This is a genomic window from Achromobacter ruhlandii (genome assembly GCF_002082135.1).
GTDB lineage: Bacteria > Pseudomonadota > Gammaproteobacteria > Burkholderiales > Burkholderiaceae_B > Achromobacter > Achromobacter ruhlandii.
In genome coordinates this window covers 5,610,850-5,631,207 of record NZ_CP017433.1, presented here as the reverse complement: position 1 = coordinate 5,631,207, position 20,358 = coordinate 5,610,850, and the positions used below count along the sequence as shown (strand labels likewise).

Below are 20,358 nucleotides of genomic sequence, written 5' to 3'. Positions count from 1 at the left end.
CCCTGCCGGGCAGGGCGGCGCGAATCAGACTTTGCTCAGCCAGTGATGGTACTTCGGGTTGCGGCCATTCACCATGTCAAAAAACGCCTTCTGCAGCTTCTCGGTGATGGGGCCGCGCCGGCCCGAGCCGATCTGGCGGTTGTCGACCTCGCGGATCGGCGTGACTTCGGCGGCGTGCCGGTGAAGAAGGCCTCGTCGGCGATGTAGACGTCGTCGCGGGTCAGCCGCTTGGTCACCACGCGCAGGCCGAAATCGGCCGCCAGGGCGTGGATGGTGGAACGGGTGATGCCGGTCAGGGCGGAGGCGATCTCGGGTTCGCACAGCACGCCGTCCTTGACCAGGAAGAGGTTTTCGCCAGAGCCTTCGGCCACGAAGCCTTCGGTGTCCAGCAGCAGGGCCTCGTCGTAGCCGTCCTGCAGGGCCTCGGTGTTGGCCAGGATCGAGTTGGCGTAGGTGGTGGCAACCTTGGCGCGCGGCATGGTTACGTTGACGTGCTGGCGGGCGAACGACGACACCTTGACCCGGATGCCCTGCGACAGGGCCTCCTCGCCCAGGTAGGCGCCCCAGGGCCAAGCGGCGATCGCCACGTGCACCTTGGCGCCCTTGGGCGACACGCCCATCTTTTCGGGGCCGTAGAACACCAGCGGGCGCAGGTAGCAGGATTCGAGCTGGTTCTCGCGCACCACCGTCCGCTGGGCCTCGTTGATCGTGTCGCGATCAAACGGCATGGGAATCTGGTAGATGTGCGCCGAATTGAACAGGCGATTGGTGTGGTCTTCGAGGCGGAAGATGGCGGTGCCGATCTCGGAGCGGTAGGCGCGCACGCCTTCGAATACCGACAGGCCATAGTGCAGGGAGTGCGTCAGGACGTGCGTGGTCGCGTCGCGCCAGGGCACGAGCTTGCCGTCATACCAGATGAAGCCATCGCGGTCAGCCATCGACATGGTCTGCTCCCTCAATAAACCCGAGGGCCGTATTGTATCAAGCGACGAGGTTACAATAATGGTCCATTCGTGCACCGGCACGGTGCCTGCGGGAGTTCGCAGGCCCGGCGGGCGAGCAGCTTGTCGTGCGGTTCCTTCCCCACAGAGTGTCCATGTCGTTCCGTTCGAATCCCCAGGGGCTCGCCGTTGTCCTCTGAGTCCGCGTTTCCCGAAACCGAAGACCACCGGGAGGTCCGTCAGGAGCGCGTGGCCGCCTTCCGCGCCGGCGTGCATGCCATCGTGCCCGCCCTCATCGCCACGGCGACGTGGGGCCTCGTGACCGGCGTGGCCATGGTCAAGTCGGGCCTGACCGAATCCATGGCGCTGGCGATGACCCTGTTGCTGTACGCCGGCTCGGCCCAGCTCACGTCCCTGCCGCTGATCGCCACCGGTGCGCCGCTGTGGCTGATCTTCGCCGCCGGCTGCGTGGTCAACCTGCGCTTCCTGATCTTCGGCGCGGCGTTGCAACCCTATTTCCGCCACCTGTCCTGGCCCAAGCGCCTGGGGCTGGGCTACTTCACCACCGACATGGGCTTTGTGCTGTTCATGCCGCGCTTTGGCGACGCGGCCGAGCGCGGCACCCGCGAACAGCTCTGGTACTTCATCGGCACCATTGCCCCGGGTTGGTTCGTCTGGCAGACCTCGTCGATCGTCGGCATCTACCTGGGCACCATGGTGCCCACGGGCTGGTCGCTGGACTTCGCGGCGGTGCTGGCGCTGCTGGCCATCACGGTGCCGCTGGCCAATTCCAAGCCCATGCTGATCTCGATGCTGGCCGCGGGCGTGGTCGCCTGGACCGGCCAGGTGCTGCCGCTGCGGCTGGGCCTGGCGGCGGCGGTCATCGCCGGCGTGGTGGCCGGCATGTGGGCCGAACGCTTCTTCAAGGCGCGCGCATGACCCTCTGGCCCTCCGAAATCTACGTCTATTCGGCGATCCTGCTGCTGGCGTTGTGCAGCGTGCTGACGCGCGCCGGCTTCATGCTGTTTGGCGACTATATTCCGCTGCCCGATGGCGTGCGGCGCGCCCTGCGCTATGCGCCCGCCGCCGCGCTCACCGCCATCGTGGTGCCCGATCTGCTGCCCTGGAAGGCGGGGCTGGGGCCGATCTTCGACTACAAGCTGGTCGCCGGCATTGTCGCCATCCTGGTATTCCTGCGCACCCGCAGCGCCGTGCTGGTCATCGTGGTCGGCATGCTGGTGCTGTGGGGGTTGCGCTGGCTGGCGGGGTGACGGCGGTCATCCGCCCAGCGCGGCGGCGGCTTCCATTTCGGATTTCAGGCCGCTGAGGAAATAGCGTTTGAGGATCAGCCTGGGCAGCAGCCGCAAGGCCGTATTGCGCAGGCCGAAAGCGAGTGCGGATTCCGGGACATAGACCGGGGCCAGCTTGCGGCTGCGCTGCTGCAGGCTTTCGATCACTGGCCGCAGCCGCCGCTCGTGGGCGGCCAGGGCCTGTTCAATCGGCAGCCTGCCCAATTCCTGCGCGAGCACGTAGGCGCCAGCCAATGCCATCCCCGCGCCCTGTCCAGAAATAAGGGACAGGCTATGCGCGGCGTCACCCGCCAGCAGGATGCGGCCGCGGTGCCAACAGGGCAGTTCGACCAGCGCCAGGTCGTCCATGACGATGGGCGTGTCGTGCGCCAGCATGGCCAACTGACGCCCGACTTCCGCGTGTGTGTCGCGGGACAGTTCGCGCAGCAGGCCAAGCCGTTGCGGCGCCGCGACCCAACCGTGTTCATGGCTGCGCCAAACGTGCAAGGCCGCTTTGCGGCCGCCGCCGAGCCCGTGGTATTCCACCTGGTGGCCGGGGGCTGCGTAGGACACGAAGTCCCGCGCCATGCCAGTGTCGTCCACGGAGTCGTAGGCGGCGTAGCGATAACCCAGCGTGGACAGCGGGGGATCGTCGGCGCCGAACACCTGGGCGCGCAATGCCGAGCGCACACCGTCCGCCCCGACCAGGAGGTTGGCGCGCAATTGACTGCCATCCGACAGCGTGATGTCCACGCCGCCGGGGTCCTGGGTACAGTGGGCGACAGTGGTCGCCAGCCGGATCTCGGCGTGGTCGCGCACCGCCTCATGCAGGACCTGCACCAGATCCGTGCGGCGCAAGGTGATCCAGTCCAGATCCTTCAATAATTCGCGATAGCGGATCCGCATGACTTCGCGGCCCCGGCGGTCGCGGTAGATGTTTTCGCCGATCTCGCGCTCCACCGCGCGCAGCGCCGGTACCAGGTCCATGCGGCGCGCGGTCAGCAGCCCCGGACCGGACAGGCCCATCATGTAGCCGCCGTCGCGCAGGTGCGCGGCGCGTTCCGCGATGACGGTGCGCCAGCCGTGCCGCGTCAGCCACCAGGCGCAGGCCAGCCCGGCAACGCCGGCGCCGGCGATGACCACGGTGCGTTCAGACATGTTCGTTCTCCGGGGAAAAGGGCGGCGCCAGGCGCCGCATCAGGGCAGGGAGGGCGAGCACCCCGGCAGCGCCGAAGGCCGCCGCCGCGCCGAAGCAGACGCCATAGCCCCAGTGCTGCGCCAGCCAGCCGGCGGCCACGCCGCCGATCGTGGCGATCATGGCGTCCGCGCACTGGAACAGGGTGAAGTCGACGCCGGCCTGCGCTGGCGAGGCCCGGCCCATGAGGAAGGCGTACAAGGCCACGAAGCCGGTGGCCGCCGTTGCCGCTTTCAGCAATGCCAGCGCCACCAGCCACTGCGGGCCGGCATGCGGCGGCCAGGATGACGCCAGCACGGCGGCCAGGAAGAGGACCAGCGCCGTGGTCTGCAGGGCCAGGGCCACCACCACCGCCCGCGCCGCCGCGAGGCGCTGCAGGATCAAGGCGCCGAGCAGGGTGCCAGCCAGGCCCGCCACGACCGCGCCGGCGCCATTGATCCAGCCCACCGACGCCAGCGGCACGCCGCGGTCGAGCAGCAGCAGGGGCGTCATGCCATAGGCCAGCCGGGAGCCGGCCTGGAACACGATCGTGATGATCAGGCCCAGACGCACGTCGGGACGGCCCAGCGCATGCGCCAGGCTGGGGCGGTGCGCGGACGGATGGGCCGCGCGCGCCGGTTCGCGCACCAGCGCGAATGGCAGCGTCAACAGCAGGACCAGTCCGCCCATGGTGGCCGCCGCCACGCGCCAGCCGTGGCTGCCTGCCAGGACGACGAACAGCCCGGCGCCCAGGAACATGCCCAGGTAGCTGGAGCCGACCTGGGTGGCGTTGCCCCAGCCGCGCCGGTTCTCCGCCAACTGTTCGACGGCGAACGCGTCGCCGGCGATGTCCACCGTGGCCGCGGTCAACGAGATCAGGCCCAGGATGGCCAGCAGCACAGGCATGGCGGGCTGGCCCAGGCCCGCCAGCAGGAACAGCAGCGCGGCCAGCAACCATTGCCCGGGCAGCACGATGCGGCGGGTGCGCCGCTCGGCCTGCCCCGCCGGCAGCCGGTAGCGTTCGATCCAAGGCGACCACAGGAACTTCAATGCCCAAGGCAGGAACGCCAGGTTGGCCAGGCCGATCTGGGCCAGCGGCGCGCCGCCGTCGCGTAGCAGCGCGGGCACGCCCTGGAAGGCGATGCCGCTCACCAGGCTCTGGGCCATGCAGATGCCGCCGATGGCGGCGATTACCTGCGCCGTCGGCAGGCGCGCGGGCACGTCTGGGCGCATGAAGCCGATCCTAGTATTCGAAGGCGAGGTTCAGGCCGACCGTCCGGCCCGGGTCGAGCTGGGCGAAGTTGCCCATCGGCCCGCCGGCGAAGGCGAAGGCGCGGTAGCGCTTGTCGGTGAGGTTGTTGGCATACAGCGTGGCCTCGACCTGCGGCCGGATGCGCCAGGCCAGGCTGAGGTCGACCAGCGTGTAGGCGTCCTGGCGCAGGGTGTTGGCGATATCGAAGAACTGCGCGCCGATGCGCCGCACGGCCAGGGTCGGCGACAGCCGCCCGATGCCCGTGTCGAAGCGGCCGCGGGCGCTGGCGGTCAGGCCGTAGCCCGGAGAGAACGGCACCCGGTTGCCGTCGCAGCCCTGGCAGGCGGAGGCGTCGCTGAAGCTGCGGAACGTGGTGTGGTTGACGAAGCCGTCCAGGCCCAGCGTCCACTGCGCCGAGACGTCCCAACCCAGGTCGAACTCGACGCCCGTGGCGCGGGTGTTGCCGACGTTCTGCAGGTGCTGCTGCCCCAATCCGCCGACGTAGAGCTGCGCCTCGCGGATGTCGGTGCGGTAGACGGCGGCGCCCAGGCGCAGCGTGTCGCCGTCATAGCGCGTGCCGACCTCGTAGCTCAGGCCTTTTTCCCTGCCATAGGGGCGGGCATCGCTGGCATTGGACGGCGCCAGGTTGTAGCCGCCCGGCTTGTAGCCCTGCGCGGCGTTGGCGTATGCGCGCCACTCGGGCGACAGCCGGTAGCCGGCCGACAGTTTGCCCAGCACACTGTTGCCCGCGCTGGCGCCCGAACCGCCGAATGGCGTCTGGCCGAAGGTGGAGAAATCCAGCGTCTGGCCGTCATAGCGCGTGGCGGCCTTGTCGCGGGAATAGCGCAGGCCGGCCGACAGATCGAGCGCATCGGTGGCGTGCCAGGTGGCGTCGGCATAGGCGGCGAGCGATTCGCTGGTGTTGCGCGAGTCGGACTGGTGCGTGTCCAGCGGCATCGGCCCCTGCATCTGGTTGAACACCGCCCGCGATTGGGTGACGCGCTGGCGATACAGGCCCAACACGCCGTCGACGGCGCGCTTGCCGGTGGTGGACACGCGCAGCTCCTGCACCTGCTGGCGCCAGCGCTCGGGCTGGCTGGTGTAGCTGGGGCCGATGGGGTAGTGGCGGTCGTAGTGCAGGGCCTGCCAGGCCGCCACCGCGTTCAAGCGCCAGCCGTCGAAGTCGTAGCGGCCGGTCAGCGACTGGCTGTTGCCGCAGCGCTTCTGATAGAAATCGGCCAGCGACGCCGGCATGCCCGGCGCGGTGTACGCGTGGCTGGCATGGAGATCGTCGAACGGGACGTAGGCGTCCTGGCTGGCGCGGGTGCATTCGCCGCTGACGGCCAGGCCCAGTTCCCACGGACTGCCGGCGGGCGCCAGCCGCAGCCGGGCGGCGCCCGCATTGGCCGAGGCGCCGCCGACGTGGCTGGCGCCGGTGGCGGCGTTGTCCAGCCGGCCGGGTGCGTCGTTCGCCACGGCGGTGACCGACCCGTACAGCAGGTTGTCGACCAGCGGCCCGCCGCCGCTGGCCTTGAACAGGTATCCGTCCCGGCTGGCAACGCCGGCGCTGGCGCGGAAATAGGGGTCGTCGCCCGGTTGCCGCGACACGATGTCGAGGACGCCGCCCATGGCGCTCTTGCCGTAGAGCGTGCCCTGGGGGCCCTTCAGCAGCTCGACGCGGTCGACGTCGGTCAGCAGTTGCGAGGTGAACGTCGGCAATTGCGGCACGCCGTCCACATAAACCGTCAGGGCGGGGTTGTAGAAGTCCTGCGCGGACGTGATGCCGCGAACCGAGATCACCGGGTACAGGAACGAGCCGCTGCTGGACATCTGCACGCCGGGCAGCACGCGCGACAACTGCATGGTGTTGTCGACCTGCGCGGCCTGCAGGGCCTCGGCGGGCACGACGACCACGGCGCCGTTGACGTCGCGCAGCGACTGTTCCTGCTTGCTGGCGGTAACTGTGATGGGGACCAGCTCGCTGACGGATTGCGCCGCGGCGGGGAGCGCGAGGGCGCATAGCGCGGTCGCCAACGCGGTGTGTCGGAAAGGGAACGCAGTCGTCATGTTGTCGGTCCGGGCTTTCGGTAGAATCATTAATGAGAATTATTGTTGTTTGATAGGCGCCGCGCTGACGTTTTCGGTGCCGCCGTTGTTCAAATCGGGGTCTAAATTTGGATTTCGCCATCGGCGCTATGACGCCCCCCGCCGCCGCGTCTATCGCGCGCGCCGACCATCCGTTGCTGTCGGCGGTGGCCATGCCGGCCGAGTGGATGACGATGCTGCGTTCGGAGTCGCGTGACGACGACCTGGCCCTGACCGTCTGGAGCGGTACGCCCGCGGTCGGGCTCAACGTCAACGCCGAAGGCCCGCCGATGTTCTGCATCGCGGTCTTCCTGGATGGCCGTGCGCGCATGTCGATCCAGGGGGGAGAGCCCTTGGCAGTGGGGCCCGGCATGGCCGTGGTGCAAACCGGTGAGCGCGGGACTCGCGGCTGGTTTCACATGCCGGGCAGGCAGAATGTCCGTCTGGTGGACATCCGTTATTCACCTGCCGGGCTGCTGCGCGCCGGCGGCAGACCGCTGGCCGCGCTGCGCGGCGCTTTCGTGCTCGATCACAGCGTGCCGGCCACGGGATCGCTGATGGCGGGCTTTCCCGCGCCGCCAGGCTTGTTGCGGCTGGCGGCGGATGTGCTTGACTGCCGCCACGAAGACGCCACCGCGCGCCGCCTGTACATGCGCGCCAAGGCGCTTGAAGCCCTGGCCATCGTGCTCGAAACCATGAGCGATGCGGCGGGCGAGCCGCCGGCGGCGGCGCGCGAACGGCGCCAGCTGGCGCAGGCGCGGCGCCTGATAGAAGCCCGCTACGGCGAGGAATGGACAGTATCGCGGCTGGCGCGCGAGGTCGGCCTGAGCGAAAAGAAGCTCAAGGCCGGCTTTCGCCAGGTCGCCGGCCGTTCGGTCCATGCCTATCTGAAATCGGTCCGGCTGGACGCCGCGGCGTCCATGCTGGAGGCCGGTTACAGCGTCACCGACGCCGCGCTGGCCACCGGATTCGGCAACCTGAGCCATTTCAGCAAGAGCTTCCGCCAGGCCAAAGGAGTCGCCCCCAGGCACTGGCTTGACCGCCCCGGCGTCCGGCTGCGCTAAAATTAAGTTATCCACAGCAATCCGGGCCTGGTACTGCCCTCATAAGTATCGAAACCAGAATGCGCCACCTGGCCTGCAAGGCAGGGTGCCGATTGCCCGCGACGCGCTTGCGCTTCGGGTGGTTCGCACGTGGCCGCGCGAGCGTGGCGCGCGTTCCGGTTGTCCCGATGCATATGCATTGCAGTGCTCGCAGCACTCTCGTTTTGTTCTTTTTCACTGGTCCCGGTACTTGCCTAACCCTGATGACTGAATCCACTCAATCCGCAGCACCCACCGCCGAAGCGCCCGCGCCGACGCCCACGTTCTCCGACTTCGGGCTGCATCCCCTGCTGTTGCAGTCGATCGCCGAAACCGGCTACACCACGCCCACCCCGATCCAGGCGCAAGCCATTCCCGTCGTGGTCGAAGGGCGCGATGTCATGGGCGCGGCCCAGACCGGCACCGGCAAGACGGCGGCCTTCACGCTGCCGATCCTGCATCGCCTGATGCCGCTGGCCAACACCAGCGCCTCCCCCGCCCGCCATCCGGTGCGCGCGCTGATCCTCACGCCCACGCGCGAGCTGGCCGACCAGGTCTACGAAAGCGTCAAGCGCTACAGCAAGCAGACGCCGCTGCGTTCCGCGGTGGTGTTCGGCGGCGTCGATATCGGTCCGCAGAAGGAAGCGCTGCGCCGTGGCTGCGAAGTGCTGGTGGCCACGCCCGGCCGCCTGCTCGACCACGTCGAGCAGAAGAACGTGAACCTGAGCCAAGTCGGCATCCTGGTGCTGGACGAAGCCGACCGCATGCTGGACATGGGCTTCCTGCCCGACCTGGAACGCATCATCCGGCTGCTGCCCGCGCAGCGCCAGGGCCTGTTGTTCTCGGCCACCTTCAGCAACGAAATCCGCAAGCTCGGCCGTTCGTACCTGAACCACCCGGTCGAAATCGAAGTCGCGGCCCGCAACGCCACGGCCAACACCATCACGCAGATCGCCTACAAGATGAGCGGCGACCAGAAGCGCGCGGCGGTGGTGCACCTGGTGAAGTCGCGAGGCCTGAAGCAGGTCATCGTGTTCTCGAACACCAAGATCGGCACGGCGCGCCTGGCGCGCGAGCTCGAGCGCGACGGCGTCAAGGCCGAATCGATCCACGGCGACAAGACCCAGGCCGATCGCATGAAGGCGCTCGAAGCCTTCAAGGCCGGTGATCTCGAAGTGCTGGTGGCTACCGACGTGGCCGCGCGCGGGCTGGACGTGGCCGGCGTGCCTTGCGTGATCAACTATGACCTGCCCTACAACGCCGAAGACTATGTGCACCGCATCGGCCGTACCGGCCGCGCTGGCGCCAGCGGTGAAGCCATCGCCCTGTTCACCGCCGACGAAGAGCGTTTCCTGCTCGACATCGAGAAGCTGATCAAGCGCGAAGTGCCGCGCGGCACGCTCGACGTGCCGGCCGACCTGGTCGCGCGCAGCCATGGCCGGCGCGAAGAGCGCGGGTCGTCGTCGCGCGATGGCGGCCGCGAGCGTGGCCGTTCGTCGGATCGCCGTTCCGGCGGTGGCGCGTCGCGCCAGCCGGTGGACGATTTCTTCCTCAAGCCCTACGAGCCCTCCGCCCCGTCGGCCCCGGCCGAGGAGCCGGCGCCGCGCCAGGGCGGCAATGCATCCGCGCCCAAGCGCCAGCTCGCGGTGCTGCTGGGCGGTAGCCGCAAGTAGCATGAACGACCCGCGTGCCCTCTTGGCCCGCGCCCATGAAAAAGCGCCCAGCCAGGGCGCTTTTTTCATTCGGCATGGACTCAGGCGGCGAGCAGCCTGGGCAGGTCAGGCAGCGCCGTGGTGACGGCTGCGCTGTGTTCGTCCAGGCTTTCCAGCAGGCGTTCGAGATGGCCGATATGCGGCAGCATGGGGCCGTAGAAGACCACGCGTCCGCCGACCTGGATCAACAGGGTGGGGAAGTTCTCGATGTCGACCTCGCCCAGCAGATCGGCGTGGTCTTCGATGTCGATCCAGGCAAAGACGTGGTGCGGCAAGGTGCTGGACAGCGCCCGCAGCTTGGGTTTGTATTCTTCGCAGGTGTCGCACCAGGCGGCGCAGAAACACGCCACCAGCCAGGCCTTGGGCGAGGCCGCCAGTTGGGCGCGCAGGGCGGTGAGATCGGAGCCGGGAACCAGTAATGTCATACGAGCGCGGGAAAGCGTGTTTGACTATCATACCCGGGATGATCACCTTCCATTTCTCCCGCCATGCCTGTCCTGCGCCCTGATACCGAGATGCCCGGCACCGGCCGCTTTGCCCGCAGCATGGGCGGCGTGGCACAGGCCTTCAAGCGCGCGCTGGTGTCGCAGTGCCATCCGACGATGCTGTTCGCGCTGCTGTTGCCCTTCCTGATCGCGCTGGTCGGCGCGCTGCTCCTGTTCTGGCTGTTCTGGACGCCCCTGACCGACTGGCTCGCCGCGCAGGCCTCGCACTGGGACTTCATCAACCGCACCGACGAATGGCTGCTGGCGATGGGGCTGTTCTCGCTCAAGCTCTACCTGGTGCCGCTGGTCGCGGTGTCGATCCTGCTGCCGCTGTCGGGCGTGCTGGGCCTGGCGATCGCGGCGGTTTTCGTCATGCCGCTGGTGCTGCGCCACGTGAGCCAGCGCGAATATGCCGGCCTCAGCCGGCAGGGCAAGCTGGCCACCACCGTCAGCGTCTGGAACGCCGTCTGGGTGTCGGGGGCGTTCGTGCTCGGTTGGCTATTCACCCTGCCGCTATGGCTGGTGCCGCCGATGGCCCTGGTGCTGCCGATCTTCTGGTGGACCTTCGCCTTCTCGCGCATGATGCGGGTCGACGCCATCGTCGAGCACGCCAGCCCGGCCGAGCGCAAACTCATCCTGGAACGCAACAACGGCGGCTTCTGGATCATCGGGCTGATCTGTGCGCTGCTGAACCTGTTGCCGCCAGCCTGGATCATCCTGCCAGTGTTCTCCGCCCTGGTCTATGCGCACTACGGACTGGACGCGGTACAGCGCCTGCGCCAGGAACGCACCATCGACGTCGCCTGACGCGGCGCCTTCGCCCGATCCCTCAACCGCCACTTTCTGGAACCGGACCATGGCAGCAGAATCCGCCTCCCGCCGCATCGGCCTCATCATCGTCGGTGACGAAATCCTGTCGGGCCGCCGGCAGGACAAGCATTTCTCCAAGGTCGTCGAACTGCTCGGCGCGCGCGGCATGCAGTTGGGCTGGGCGGAGTTCCTGCCGGACGACCGCGACACCCTGGTGGCCGCCTACCGGCGCAGCTTTGCCACGGGCGACGTGGTGTTTTCCTGCGGGGGCATCGGCGGCACGCCCGACGACCACACCCGCCAGGCCGCCGCCGCCGCGCTGGATCTGCCGCTGGCCCTGCATCCCGAGGCAGCCGAGGCGATTGCGTTGCGTACCGCCGAAATGGCGGCCAAGGGCCAGGGCACGGCCGACATGAGCGCCCCCGAAAACCAGCAGCGCCTGCAGATGGGCGTGTTTCCGCAGGGCTGCGAGATCGTGCCGAATCCGTACAACCGCATTCCGGGCTTTTTCATCCGCGATCACACCTTTGTGCCCGGCTTTCCGGTGATGGCGTGGCCGATGCTCGAATGGACGCTCGACACGCGCTATCGTGCATTGCAGCATACGCGGCGCCACGCGGAGCACTCGTTCCTCGTATTCAGCATGCCGGAATCGCGCATTACGCCGGCCATGCAGACCGTGGAAACCCGGTGGCCGGGCGTGCGGGCCTTCAGCCTGCCCAGCGTCGGCGAAGCCGGCGGCACGCCCCACATCGACCTGGGGGTGAAGGGCGAACCCGAGGCGGCGGCCGAGGCATTGGCCTTCCTGCGGGCCGAGGTGCTGCGCCTGGGCGGCAAGCTGGCGCCGCCCGGGGCCTGACGCGAAATCGCGGACGAATCGGGGAGCGTCCCCGATTCCGGGACCAAAAAACGGTTGCCAAATGCCCCGGTAAATTTCACAATACGGGAAAGAACTGTTTGCTGCGTTGCCGCAAGTAAGGTTTCTTTCGGTGGCGCCGCGCTAGCCCCTTTCCGTCCCATGTCCCGTCCTTCCTCCACCCGCAATGCCCTGGATGCCGAAACCGACGGCGCCTCGGCTCATCCCATCGCCATCCAGGTCATCGAGCGCGCCATGCGCCTGCTTGACGCGCTGGCCGCGCAGCCCGATCCGGTCACGCTCAAGGAGTTGTCCGCGACCACCGGTCTGCATGCCTCCACCGCGCATCGCATCCTGAACGACCTGGTGGTGGGTCGCTATGTCGAGCGGGTGGACAATGGCCTGTACCAGCTGGGCATGCGGCTGCTGGAGCTGGGGTCGCTGGTCAAGGGACGGCTCAACGTGCGCGAGGCGGCCATCGCCGCCATGCGCTCGCTGCACAAGCTCACCGGGCAGACCATCAACCTGTCGGTGCAGCAGGGCGACGAAATCGTCTACATCGACCGCGCCTGGAGCGAGCGTTCCGGCATGCAGGTGGTGCGCGCCATTGGCGGCCGCGCGCCGCTGCACCTGACCTCCACCGGCAAGCTGTTCCTGTCCACGGGCGACGCCCGCCAGGTGCGCGCCTATGCCTTGCGCACCGGCCTGGCCGGCCACACCCGCAACAGCCTGACCGATCTCGACCGCCTCGAGCGCGAGCTGGCGCTGGTGCGCCGCCACGGCTATGCGCGCGACAACGAGGAACTGGAACTGGGCGTGCGCTGCATCGCCGCGGGCATTTTCGATGACACCGGCAAGCTGGTCGCCGGTCTGTCGATCTCGGCGCCCGCCGAACGCCTGCAGGACGAGTGGATCAAGGCCCTGGTGGACACGGCCGCCAGCATTTCCGAGGCGCTGGGCTACGAGCCCTCGGTGTCCAGCGGCTTCAACGGCCTGGGCATGGCGGCCGAAGCGATGCGCACCTGATCGACTGCGTTGCCACGGCCATGAAAAAGCCCCCCGGTTTCAGCAACCGAGGGGCTTTTTCATGGCCGTGGCGAAACTATCCGCCAGGCGCGATGCACAGCGCAGGCCCCGCCCGGCGGGGCCCGCCCTGAATTACTGCTGTTCGACGCCTGCCTTCTTGAACAGCTCGGCCCACTGCGGGACCTGTTGCTTGACCTTGGCGTCCAGGGCCTGCGGGTTGGCGTCGGCGGTCAACACCGTGGCGCCCAGCTGCTTCATGCGTTCCTGGAACTTCGGATCCGCCAGGCCGGCCTGCAGGCTCTTGACCAGCTTGTCGACCACCGGCTTGGGCGTGCCCTTCGGCACCCACATGCCATGCCAGATACCCACTTCGAAGCCCTTGAAGCCGGACTCGTCCATGGTCGGCAGCTTGGGCAGGGTGGGCACGCGCTGCAGGCTGGTGACGGCGTAGGCCTTGACCTTGCCGCTGTCGATCTGCTGCGTGGTGTTGGTGGTCTGGTCGCACAGCAGGTCGACCTGCTTGCCCAGCAGGTCGTTCATGGCCGGCGCCGTGCCCTTGTAGGGGATGGTCAGCAGTTGCACGCCCAGGGCCTCGACCAGCATGGTGCCGCACAGGTGGCTGGCGGCGCCGATGCCGGCGTTGGCCAGCGAGACCTTGTCCTTGTTCTTTTTGACGTAGTCGGCCAGTTCCTGGATGTTGTTGGGCGGGAAGTCCGAGCGCGCGATGATGGTCATGGGCACATCGACGACCAGGCCGATGGGCTCGAAACTCTTGTAGGGGTCATACCCCGGATTCTTGTACAGCGAGGGCGCCGTCGAGAAGCCGGCGTGCATCAGCAGTACGGAATAGCCGTCCGGCTGCGAGCGGGCCACTTGCGTGGTGCCGATCGTGCCGCCCGCGCCACCCTTGTTTTCGACCACGACGGTCTGGCCCAGCGAGTGCCGCATGGCTTCAGCCAGCGAACGCGCGACGTTGTCCGTCGGACCGCCTGCGGCGAAAGGCACCACCATGTTGATGGGGCGTTCCGGGAATTCCGCGTGGGCGGCGCCGGCCGCGAGCATGGCGCTGGCCGCGAGCAGGGCCGAAAGCGTGCGGGGGATGAGGGTCATGAAGTCTCCAATTGCAGGGTTTTGCTTGCTGCGATGTGTTTTTGACCGCTGACTTATCGTTTGTGTTTATCTGTCATCAGCGTGCAAGCAGTGTAGAAAAGAATTGATACGCCGTCATGTCCGGTATTTCCCGAATCATGGGAAATGCTTGCGTTGGATCAACCCCGCACCGGCGCCTGCACTGTTAATGTGCAAATAGTTGTTGCGTTGCACCAATATTGCTTGACAAGGTTTTTTAGGCCCGTAGAATGTCAATTGTGCAGTGCATCAAACGGGCCGGCGGTAGCTTGTAGTACCAGTTTCCGCGCACGTTCCTTATTTCGTCGCAGACACCATCCTTACTCGCCGGACAGCCTCCGGCTACCCCTAAAAGGAGCAATTCTATGAGCGCTATCCCGCAACAAGTCCTGGACCGTCAGAAAGCCAGCATCAACACTTTCGTGGCCGCCCAGTCGGCCGTGTTCGCCGGCTTCGAAAAGCTGGTCGAACTGAACCTGAAGGTCGTGCGCGCCACGCTGGACGAAGTCGCCCAGAAGTCGCAACAAGCCGCCGAAGTGAAGGACCCGCAGGAAGCCGCGGCGTTTGCCTCCGGCCTGCTGCAGCCGGGCGCCGAAAAGGCCCTGGCCTACACCAAGCACGTGTATGACATCGTCGCCGGCGTGCAGGGCAACCTGGTCAAGCTGACCGAAGAACAGATCGCCGAAGGCCAGCAGCAGCTGACCGAGGCCGTCGAACAGTTCTCCAAGAACGCCCCCACGGGTTCGGAAAGCGCCGTCGCCCTGATCAAGTCCTCGCTGGCCACCGCCAACAGCGCCTACGATTCGCTGACCAAGGCCGCCAAGCAGGCCGCCGAAGTCGCCGAGTCGAACCTGAACGCCGCCGCCAACGCGACCTTCAAGGCCGCGACGGATGCCGCCGACGCCGCCACCAAGGTTGCCAGCCGCAGCCGCCGCAGCGCCGCCTGAGTATTTGGCGCGGCCTTGCTGCGCAAATTGCAGTTATGTAGTACTGTTGAGTGACAGAGCAGAGCTGGAATTAGGGCCACCCTTCGGGTGGCCTCTTTTTTTACCCTTTTCCCGTGTCGGGGCGGCGAGGCGTGTCTCCACCACGTTGCGGCGCGTCGCGGGGCGGGCGCCCCGGCGGGCTTCCGATGGGGGCGAGGGGTGCCCTCGGCGTTCAGCGGGCGACGGCCCGCACGCACTCGCCTACCAAGGCCGGGCCGCGGTAGATCAGGCCGGTATAGAGCTGCACCGCGTCGGCGCCAGCCTGCATCTTTTCCTTGGCCTGCCGGCCCGACAGCACGCCGCCCACCCCGATGATCGCCAGGCTGTCGCCCAGGCGCTCCTTGAGCCGGCGGATTACCGCCAGCGACAGCTCATGCACCGGCGCGCCGGAAAGGCCGCCCGCTTCCTCGGCGTGCGCCATGCCGGCGACGGCATCGCGCGACAGGGTCGTGTTGGTGGCGATGACGCCGTCGATGCCATGGCGCGGCAGCGCGTCGGCGATGGCGTCGATCTGTTCCGTGGTCAGGTCGGGGGCGATCTTCACCGCCATCGGCACGCGGCGCTGGTGCTGGTCTTCCAGCGCGCTGCGCTTGTCCGCCAGTTGCGCCAGCAGGGCCGACAGTTCGTCGCCGCCTTGCAGCGCGCGCAGGTTCTTGGTGTTGGGCGACGAGATGTTCACCGTGACGTAGTCGGCATGCGGGTACACGCCGGCCAGGCCGATCAGGTAATCGTCGGCGGCCCGTTCGATCGGGGTGTCGGCGTTCTTGCCGATGTTCAGGCCCAGGATGCCGCCCTGCTTGCGCCACTGGCTGCGCTGCACGTTGGCCAGGAATGCATCCAGCCCCTGGTTGTTGAAACCCAGGCGGTTGATCAGCGCGTTGGCGCGCGGCAGCCGGAACATGCGCGGCTTGGGATTGCCCGGCTGCGCCCGCGGCGTCACCGTGCCGACCTCGACGAAACCGAATCCCAGGTTGCCGAGCGCATCGATATAGGCGCCGTTCTTGTCCAGTCCCGCCGCCAGCCCGATGGGGTTGGCCAACTGCATGCCCATCAGGGTGCAGGGCGCCTTGGGCTGCGCGTGCAGCAGCTTGCGCGTGGCGCCGCATTCGTAGGCCCGCTGCAGTCCCGACAGGGTGACTTCGTGGGCGGTTTCCGCGTCCATGGCGAACAGCGCCGGGCGGGCCAGGGGATAGGCGTGGAAGAGGATCGACATGGAGCGGGATTGTAAAGCGTCTTTGGCCGGCCCTGCGGGCCAGGCGCGGCGGCGGATCAGGCCTTGGGGCCGGACGCGGCGGGCGCGGGCCGGTCGCCCCAGGCGCCTTCGACCAGGTACTGGGCGGGATGGAAGCTGGCCTTGTACGACATTTTCTGGCTGTCGGCGATCCAGTAGCCCAGGTAGAGCCAGGGCAGGTTGAGCGTGCGGCATTGCTCGATCTGCCAGAGGATGCTGTAGGTGCCCAGGCTGCCCGCGACGTCCGGGTCGTAGAAGGTGTAGACGGACGACAGGCCGTCGTCGAGCACGTCGATGATCGAGACCATCATCAGTACGCCGCCGGGGTCGCGGAACTCCACCAGGCGGGTGTTGACGCGGCTGGTCAGCAGGAACTGCGCGTACTGGGTGCGGCTGTCCTCATCCATGCCGCCGCCCGGATGGCGGCCCTGCTGGTAGCGGGTATAGAGCCGGTAGTGCTCCGGCGACCAGGCCAGTTCGGCCACGAACGATTGCAGGTCGCGATGGTCGCGCCAGGCGCGGCGCTGGCTGCGGTTGGGCGCGAAGCCGGCGGTGTCGACCCGCACCGGCACACAGGCGTGGCAGTTGTCACAATGCGGGCGGTAAGTGAACAGGCCGCTGCGGCGAAAGCCCTGCTCGACCAGTTGCGAATACGTGCCCGCGTTGATCAGGTGGCCGGGCGCGGCAACCTGCGACCGCGCCTGGCGTCCCGGCAGGTAGCTGCAAGGGTAGGGAGCGGTCGCGTAGAACTGCAGCGTGGAGAAAGGTAATTCTTTGAGCTGGCTCATGTGGAATCCCGGCGTCCGGCGCCAAGTCCGTGACGGGGACCACTACATATTAACGCCTAACCCGGCTGGTGATGTGGGGGAGGGCGGCGCGCGGCGCCTTCCGGCGGGAAGGCCGTTAGGCCGGGGCGCCCGGCGCCAGGGGCAGCAGCCGCCCTCCGCTGTCCAGCCGTCCCGGACCCCAGGTCAGCGGCGGTTGCGCGGTGGCGGCGCGTATGTGCTCCAGGAAGCGCGAGCGCGGCACCGGCCGCGCGCCCAGGCTGGCGAGGTGACGGGTCTGCTGCTGGCAATCGATCCACTGCACGCCCTGCGCGCTGACGTAGCGCACCAGATAGGCCAGCGCGATCTTGGAGGCATTGGGCACGCGCGTGAACATCGATTCGCCGAAGAACATGCGGCCCAGGTTGATGCCATACAGGCCGCCGGCCAGTTCGCCGTCGATCCAGGTCTCGATGCTGTGGACGTAGCCGGCCTCGTGCCACGCTTGATAGGCCTGCCGCATCGCGGCGGTGATCCAGGTGCCCGGCTGGCCGTCGCGCGGCGCGGCGCATTGCGCCATCACCGCCGTGAAGGCTGTGTCGACCCGCACCTCGATGCGCGGCGCGGCCTCATGTTCGTGGCTGGCGATCTGCCGCAGCAGCTTGCGCAGCGAGTGCGACGGCGCGAAGTCCTGGCAGGCCAGCACCATGCGCGGGTCCGGGCTCCACCACAGGATCGGCTCGCCCTCGGAATACCAGGGGAAGATGCCGTTGGAATAGGCCTGGATCAGGCGCGGCGTGGACAGGTCGGCGCCGGCCGCCAGCAGGCCGTCCGGATCCGTCAGGGCGAACTCTGCCGGCGGGAATGGCGTATCGGCGGCAAGCCAGGGCAGCTTCAACGGTGCGATTCTAGGGTGTAGTGGTGAGGGCCGAACGTGCCGCGCTTGCGGTCCTCGAAATAGCGTTGCAACGTGGTCGCCACGGTGCGGAACGCCAGGTCGTCCCAGGGAATGTCGGCCTCGTCGTAGAAGCGGGCTTCCAGGCTTTCCGGGCCGGGATCCAGCTCGGGGCCCAGCACCTCGGCCAGATAGAAGACGTGCACCTGCTCGATCTGCGGCACGTCAATGATGGTGTAGATCTCGCCCAGGCGGATGCGCGCGCCGGATTCCTCCAGCGTTTCACGACCCGCGCCTTGCGCGGTGCTCTCGCCCAGTTCCATGAAGCCGGCCGGCAGCGTCCAGGTGTTGTAGCGCGGTTCGATCGCGCGCCGGCACAGCAGCACGCGATTGTCCAGCACCGGCACCGTGCCCACCACCAGGCGCGGGTTCTGGTAGTGGATCGCGCCGCAGTGGTCGCAGATGTCGCGTTCGCGGTTGTCGCCCTCCGGCACCCGGCGGTTCACGGGCGAGCCACACTGGCTGCAGAAGTTCGCGCGGCGCGGCGCGGGGAAGTATTCGAGGGGCGATTTGGCGGTCATGGCTACGATTCTAACGGCTGCGGCGCCGGCTGGCGCGCCGGGCGGGCGCCATGGGGGCGGGGCTGCCGAAGCGCTCTTCCAGGTGCTCGACGAACGAGCGCACCTTGGGCGACAGGAAGCGCCGGTGCGGATAGGCGGCGTACATGGAAATCGGGGTGTGGGCATAGTCCTGCAACAGGGCCGTCAGGCGGCCGCTGCGCACGTCCTCGCCCACCAGGAACTCCGGCTGCAGGATTACGCCGTGCCCGGCCAGCGCGGCGGTGCGCAGCACATCGCCGTTGTTGGCGCGCAGGGCGGCATTGACCCGCACCAGATGGATGATGCCGTCCTTCTCGAAATGCCATTCATTGCCGGTGCTGGCATAGGCGTAGTGCAGGCAGCGGTGCTGCTTCAGGTCTTCGGGCGTGCGCGGCACGCCGTGGCGTTCCAGATAGGCCGGCGCCGCGCACACGAGCAGTTGCTGCGGCGCCAGCGGCCGGGCCACCAGCGAGGAATCCTGCAGCGGTCCGATACGCACCGCCACGTCATAGCCGTCTTCCACCAGGTCGACCACGCGGTCGTTCAGGTCCAGGTCAATGGTTACGTCCGGATAACGCAGCAGGTATTCGGCGATGGCCGGGCCCAGGTGCAGGATGCCGAACGACACCGGCGCGCTGACGCGCAGGCGCCCGCTGGGCGCCTGGCCCTCGGCCTGCAGCGACAGTTCCAGGTCGGCCACTTCGGCCAGGATCGGCCGCACCCGCTCGTAGAAGGCGCGGCCGGCGTCGGTCATGCTGAGCTTGCGGGTGGTGCGGTTGAGCAGCCGCACGCCGTACTTTTCTTCCAGAAAGGCGATCTGCCGCGTGACCACGGAGCGGGCCTGGCCCATCTTGTCCGCGGCGGCGGCGAACGAGCCCAATTCCACGACCCGGGCGTAGGTCTGCATGGCGGTGTGGGTATCCATGATTATTTCCCAAAGGGGAACAATAAGTTGCGATTTTGCATGTTTATCTTTGTTTTTGGAATCGCAAGAATAGCGGCCATGAAGAATCTTCCCGTCCTGGGCGATTCGCTCACGGAGAATGCAATGATCGATACCCGTACCGCGCCGTATGCCGCGCTCCTGCTCCGCATCGCGCTTGGCGTGATGTTCCTGGCCCATGGCCTGACCAAACTACTGGTGTTCACGCTGCCCGGCACCGCACAGTTCTTCGCCAAGATTGGCTTTGCCGGCTGGCTGGCGTATCCGGTGACCTTCTTTGAGATCGGCGCCGGCGTGTTGCTGATCCTGGGCGTATGGCCGCGCTGGATCGCCGTGATCGCCGCCGTGCAGTTGTTCGTGGCATCCACGGTCCACTTCGGCAATGGCTGGGGGTTCAGCAATCCGGGCGGCGGCTGGGAATACCCGATTTTCCTGGCGGTGGCGGCCGCGGTGCTGGCGTTGCTGGGCGATGGCAAGTACGCGCTGCTCAAGAGCGGTCGCGGCGGCTGACCGTCCCGCGCATCAAACTGTCTACTGGATTGGACGTCGTCCTCGAGGCGGCCGGCACCTAGAATGGGCCGGCCGCCTCGGCTTTTCTGGAGCTTCCATGTCGTTCATCACGCGTATTCTCGGTGCCGCGCTGTTCGCCGCCGCCCTGTCGCCGGCCGTGCAGGCCTCGCCCGAGCAGGAGGCCGCCAACAAGGCGGCCGTGCTCGCCTTCTATGAAAAGGGCCTGAACCAGAAAGACGCGGATGCGGCCTTGCAATACCTGGGCGACCGCTACATCCAGCACAATCCCAACGCCGCTGACGGACCCGAGGGGTTCCGCAAATTCGTCGCGTTCCTGCGCGACAAATATCCGCAGTCGAAAAGCGAGATCAAGCGCGTCTTCACCGATGGCGACTATGTGATCCTGCATGTGCACGCCGTGCGCGAGCCGGGCTCGCGCGGCAATGCCATCATCGACATCTTCCGGTTGGAGCGGGGCAAGATCGTCGAGCATTGGGACGCGGTGCAACCGATTCCCGAGCAGTCCGCCAACGGCAACGGCATGTTCTGACCCGGGGTGGCCTGCGTGGCCTGTCGCCGGGGCGTGACGC

At 67.6% G+C, this 20,358-nt stretch carries 20 protein-coding genes and 1 pseudogene; 10 read left to right on the top strand and 11 right to left on the bottom strand.

Annotation, left to right across the window (positions count from 1 at the left end; all coding sequences use genetic code 11):
• Positions 1-24 precede the first annotated feature (24 nt).
• Positions 25-944 (bottom strand): annotated as a pseudogene (locus tag AruCF_RS25605) (branched-chain amino acid transaminase).
• 186 nt (positions 945-1,130) lie between these two features.
• Here AruCF_RS25605 and AruCF_RS25600 point away from each other — a divergent pair.
• The gene (locus AruCF_RS25600; protein WP_049071667.1) at positions 1,131-1,880 is read left to right on the top strand and encodes an AzlC family ABC transporter permease; all 750 of its coding nucleotides are present in this window, start codon (positions 1,131-1,133) and stop codon (positions 1,878-1,880) included.
• Entirely contained in the window at positions 1,877-2,212 is a 336-nt protein-coding gene (locus AruCF_RS25595; protein ID WP_006393180.1) for an AzlD domain-containing protein, read from the top strand. The genes AruCF_RS25600 and AruCF_RS25595 overlap by 4 nt, the downstream gene beginning before the upstream one ends.
• 6 nt (positions 2,213-2,218) lie before the next feature.
• Here AruCF_RS25595 and AruCF_RS25590 read toward each other — a convergent pair whose 3' ends face one another.
• The 3 genes from AruCF_RS25590 to AruCF_RS25580 are packed head-to-tail and all read right to left on the bottom strand — an operon-like array spanning position 2,219 to position 6,723.
• Positions 2,219-3,388 carry an FAD-dependent monooxygenase gene (locus AruCF_RS25590; protein ID WP_049071669.1) on the bottom strand — a complete coding sequence of 390 codons (1,170 nt, stop codon included), beginning with the start codon at positions 3,386-3,388 and terminating at the stop codon, positions 2,219-2,221.
• Positions 3,381-4,637, bottom strand: a complete 1,257-nt coding sequence (locus AruCF_RS25585; protein WP_049071670.1) for an MFS transporter — start codon at positions 4,635-4,637, stop codon at positions 3,381-3,383. The genes AruCF_RS25590 and AruCF_RS25585 overlap by 8 nt, the downstream gene beginning before the upstream one ends.
• A gap of 10 nt (positions 4,638-4,647) precedes the next feature.
• A complete protein-coding gene (locus AruCF_RS25580) occupies positions 4,648-6,723 on the bottom strand; it encodes a TonB-dependent receptor (protein WP_049071671.1) in 2,076 nt (691 codons plus the stop codon).
• A 128-nt stretch (positions 6,724-6,851) separates the two neighbouring features.
• Here AruCF_RS25580 and AruCF_RS25575 point away from each other — a divergent pair, with 128 nt between their 5' ends.
• Positions 6,852-7,805 carry a helix-turn-helix transcriptional regulator gene (locus AruCF_RS25575; protein WP_049071672.1) on the top strand — a complete coding sequence of 318 codons (954 nt, stop codon included), beginning with the start codon at positions 6,852-6,854 and terminating at the stop codon, positions 7,803-7,805.
• A 242-nt stretch (positions 7,806-8,047) separates the two neighbouring features.
• The gene (locus tag AruCF_RS25570) at positions 8,048-9,496 is read left to right on the top strand and encodes a DEAD/DEAH box helicase (protein WP_104010450.1); all 1,449 of its coding nucleotides are present in this window, start codon (positions 8,048-8,050) and stop codon (positions 9,494-9,496) included.
• Positions 9,497-9,576: 80 nt separating this feature from the next.
• Here AruCF_RS25570 and AruCF_RS25565 read toward each other — a convergent pair whose 3' ends face one another.
• Positions 9,577-9,960 carry a thioredoxin family protein gene (locus AruCF_RS25565; RefSeq protein WP_049071673.1) on the bottom strand — a complete coding sequence of 128 codons (384 nt, stop codon included), beginning with the start codon at positions 9,958-9,960 and terminating at the stop codon, positions 9,577-9,579.
• 63 nt (positions 9,961-10,023) lie between these two features.
• On the opposite strand from AruCF_RS25565, the gene AruCF_RS25560 reads away from it, so the two are divergent.
• The 3 genes from AruCF_RS25560 to AruCF_RS25550 all read left to right on the top strand — a co-directional run bounded on the left by AruCF_RS25560 (position 10,024) and on the right by AruCF_RS25550 (position 12,712).
• Positions 10,024-10,827, top strand: a complete 804-nt coding sequence (locus AruCF_RS25560; RefSeq protein ID WP_049071675.1) for an EI24 domain-containing protein — start codon at positions 10,024-10,026, stop codon at positions 10,825-10,827.
• 49 nt (positions 10,828-10,876) lie between these two features.
• Positions 10,877-11,689 carry a competence/damage-inducible protein A gene (locus tag AruCF_RS25555; protein ID WP_049071676.1) on the top strand — a complete coding sequence of 271 codons (813 nt, stop codon included), beginning with the start codon at positions 10,877-10,879 and terminating at the stop codon, positions 11,687-11,689.
• Positions 11,690-11,848: 159 nt separating this feature from the next.
• On the top strand, positions 11,849-12,712 hold the full coding sequence (locus AruCF_RS25550) for an IclR family transcriptional regulator (protein ID WP_049071678.1): 864 nt from the start codon (positions 11,849-11,851) through the stop codon (positions 12,710-12,712).
• Positions 12,713-12,844: 132 nt separating this feature from the next.
• Here AruCF_RS25550 and AruCF_RS25545 read toward each other — a convergent pair whose 3' ends face one another.
• Positions 12,845-13,822 carry a tripartite tricarboxylate transporter substrate binding protein BugD gene (locus tag AruCF_RS25545; RefSeq protein WP_049071679.1) on the bottom strand — a complete coding sequence of 326 codons (978 nt, stop codon included), beginning with the start codon at positions 13,820-13,822 and terminating at the stop codon, positions 12,845-12,847.
• Positions 13,823-14,205: 383 nt separating this feature from the next.
• Between AruCF_RS25545 and phaP the strand changes: the two genes are divergently transcribed.
• Positions 14,206-14,787, top strand: a complete 582-nt coding sequence (gene phaP / locus AruCF_RS25540; protein ID WP_049071680.1) for a TIGR01841 family phasin — start codon at positions 14,206-14,208, stop codon at positions 14,785-14,787.
• A gap of 211 nt (positions 14,788-14,998) precedes the next feature.
• Here the strand turns inward: phaP and AruCF_RS25535 are convergent, their stop codons facing one another.
• From AruCF_RS25535 to AruCF_RS25515, 5 genes are all read right to left on the bottom strand, one after another.
• Positions 14,999-16,039: a quinone-dependent dihydroorotate dehydrogenase gene (locus AruCF_RS25535; RefSeq protein WP_049071681.1), complete on the bottom strand. Its 1,041-nt coding sequence runs from the start codon at positions 16,037-16,039 to the stop codon at positions 14,999-15,001.
• Positions 16,040-16,095: 56 nt separating this feature from the next.
• Positions 16,096-16,845 carry an arginyltransferase gene (locus AruCF_RS25530; RefSeq protein ID WP_049071683.1) on the bottom strand — a complete coding sequence of 250 codons (750 nt, stop codon included), beginning with the start codon at positions 16,843-16,845 and terminating at the stop codon, positions 16,096-16,098.
• Between the two features lie 115 nt (positions 16,846-16,960).
• The gene (gene aat / locus AruCF_RS25525) at positions 16,961-17,719 is read right to left on the bottom strand and encodes a leucyl/phenylalanyl-tRNA--protein transferase (protein WP_049071685.1); all 759 of its coding nucleotides are present in this window, start codon (positions 17,717-17,719) and stop codon (positions 16,961-16,963) included.
• Positions 17,716-18,297, bottom strand: a complete 582-nt coding sequence (locus AruCF_RS25520) for an NUDIX hydrolase (protein WP_006393199.1) — start codon at positions 18,295-18,297, stop codon at positions 17,716-17,718. Before AruCF_RS25520 ends, aat begins: the two co-directional genes overlap by 4 nt.
• 10 nt (positions 18,298-18,307) lie before the next feature.
• A complete protein-coding gene (locus tag AruCF_RS25515) occupies positions 18,308-19,240 on the bottom strand; it encodes a LysR family transcriptional regulator (protein ID WP_049071687.1) in 933 nt (310 codons plus the stop codon).
• Positions 19,241-19,363: 123 nt separating this feature from the next.
• On the opposite strand from AruCF_RS25515, the gene AruCF_RS25510 reads away from it, so the two are divergent.
• Both AruCF_RS25510 and AruCF_RS25505 read left to right on the top strand, forming a co-directional pair.
• On the top strand, positions 19,364-19,768 hold the full coding sequence (locus AruCF_RS25510) for a DoxX family protein (protein ID WP_049077497.1): 405 nt from the start codon (positions 19,364-19,366) through the stop codon (positions 19,766-19,768).
• Positions 19,769-19,865: 97 nt separating this feature from the next.
• Positions 19,866-20,318: a nuclear transport factor 2 family protein gene (locus AruCF_RS25505; protein ID WP_049071692.1), complete on the top strand. Its 453-nt coding sequence runs from the start codon at positions 19,866-19,868 to the stop codon at positions 20,316-20,318.
• Positions 20,319-20,358: the final 40 nt, after the last annotated feature.

Bases quoted from the DNA above. Each gene is read 5' to 3' on its own strand.
- AruCF_RS25535 (WP_049071681.1), bottom strand. From the start codon at position 16,039: ATGTCGATCCTCTTCCACGCCTATCCCCTGGCCCGCCCGGCGCTGTTC.
- AruCF_RS25560 (WP_049071675.1), top strand. From the start codon at position 10,024: ATGCCTGTCCTGCGCCCTGATACCGAGATGCCCGGCACCGGCCGCTTT.
- AruCF_RS25555 (WP_049071676.1), top strand. From the start codon at position 10,877: ATGGCAGCAGAATCCGCCTCCCGCCGCATCGGCCTCATCATCGTCGGT.
- AruCF_RS25595 (WP_006393180.1), top strand. From the start codon at position 1,877: ATGACCCTCTGGCCCTCCGAAATCTACGTCTATTCGGCGATCCTGCTG.
- AruCF_RS25510 (WP_049077497.1), top strand. From the start codon at position 19,364: ATGATCGATACCCGTACCGCGCCGTATGCCGCGCTCCTGCTCCGCATC.
- AruCF_RS25545 (WP_049071679.1), bottom strand. From the start codon at position 13,822: ATGACCCTCATCCCCCGCACGCTTTCGGCCCTGCTCGCGGCCAGCGCC.
- AruCF_RS25585 (WP_049071670.1), bottom strand. From the start codon at position 4,637: ATGCGCCCAGACGTGCCCGCGCGCCTGCCGACGGCGCAGGTAATCGCC.
- AruCF_RS25580 (WP_049071671.1), bottom strand. From the start codon at position 6,723: ATGACGACTGCGTTCCCTTTCCGACACACCGCGTTGGCGACCGCGCTA.
- AruCF_RS25570 (WP_104010450.1), top strand. From the start codon at position 8,048: ATGACTGAATCCACTCAATCCGCAGCACCCACCGCCGAAGCGCCCGCG.
- AruCF_RS25520 (WP_006393199.1), bottom strand. From the start codon at position 18,297: ATGACCGCCAAATCGCCCCTCGAATACTTCCCCGCGCCGCGCCGCGCG.
- AruCF_RS25530 (WP_049071683.1), bottom strand. From the start codon at position 16,845: ATGAGCCAGCTCAAAGAATTACCTTTCTCCACGCTGCAGTTCTACGCG.
- AruCF_RS25590 (WP_049071669.1), bottom strand. From the start codon at position 3,388: ATGTCTGAACGCACCGTGGTCATCGCCGGCGCCGGCGTTGCCGGGCTG.
- AruCF_RS25515 (WP_049071687.1), bottom strand. From the start codon at position 19,240: ATGGATACCCACACCGCCATGCAGACCTACGCCCGGGTCGTGGAATTG.
- AruCF_RS25565 (WP_049071673.1), bottom strand. From the start codon at position 9,960: ATGACATTACTGGTTCCCGGCTCCGATCTCACCGCCCTGCGCGCCCAA.
- AruCF_RS25550 (WP_049071678.1), top strand. From the start codon at position 11,849: ATGTCCCGTCCTTCCTCCACCCGCAATGCCCTGGATGCCGAAACCGAC.
- phaP (WP_049071680.1), top strand. From the start codon at position 14,206: ATGAGCGCTATCCCGCAACAAGTCCTGGACCGTCAGAAAGCCAGCATC.
- AruCF_RS25505 (WP_049071692.1), top strand. From the start codon at position 19,866: ATGTCGTTCATCACGCGTATTCTCGGTGCCGCGCTGTTCGCCGCCGCC.
- AruCF_RS25575 (WP_049071672.1), top strand. From the start codon at position 6,852: ATGACGCCCCCCGCCGCCGCGTCTATCGCGCGCGCCGACCATCCGTTG.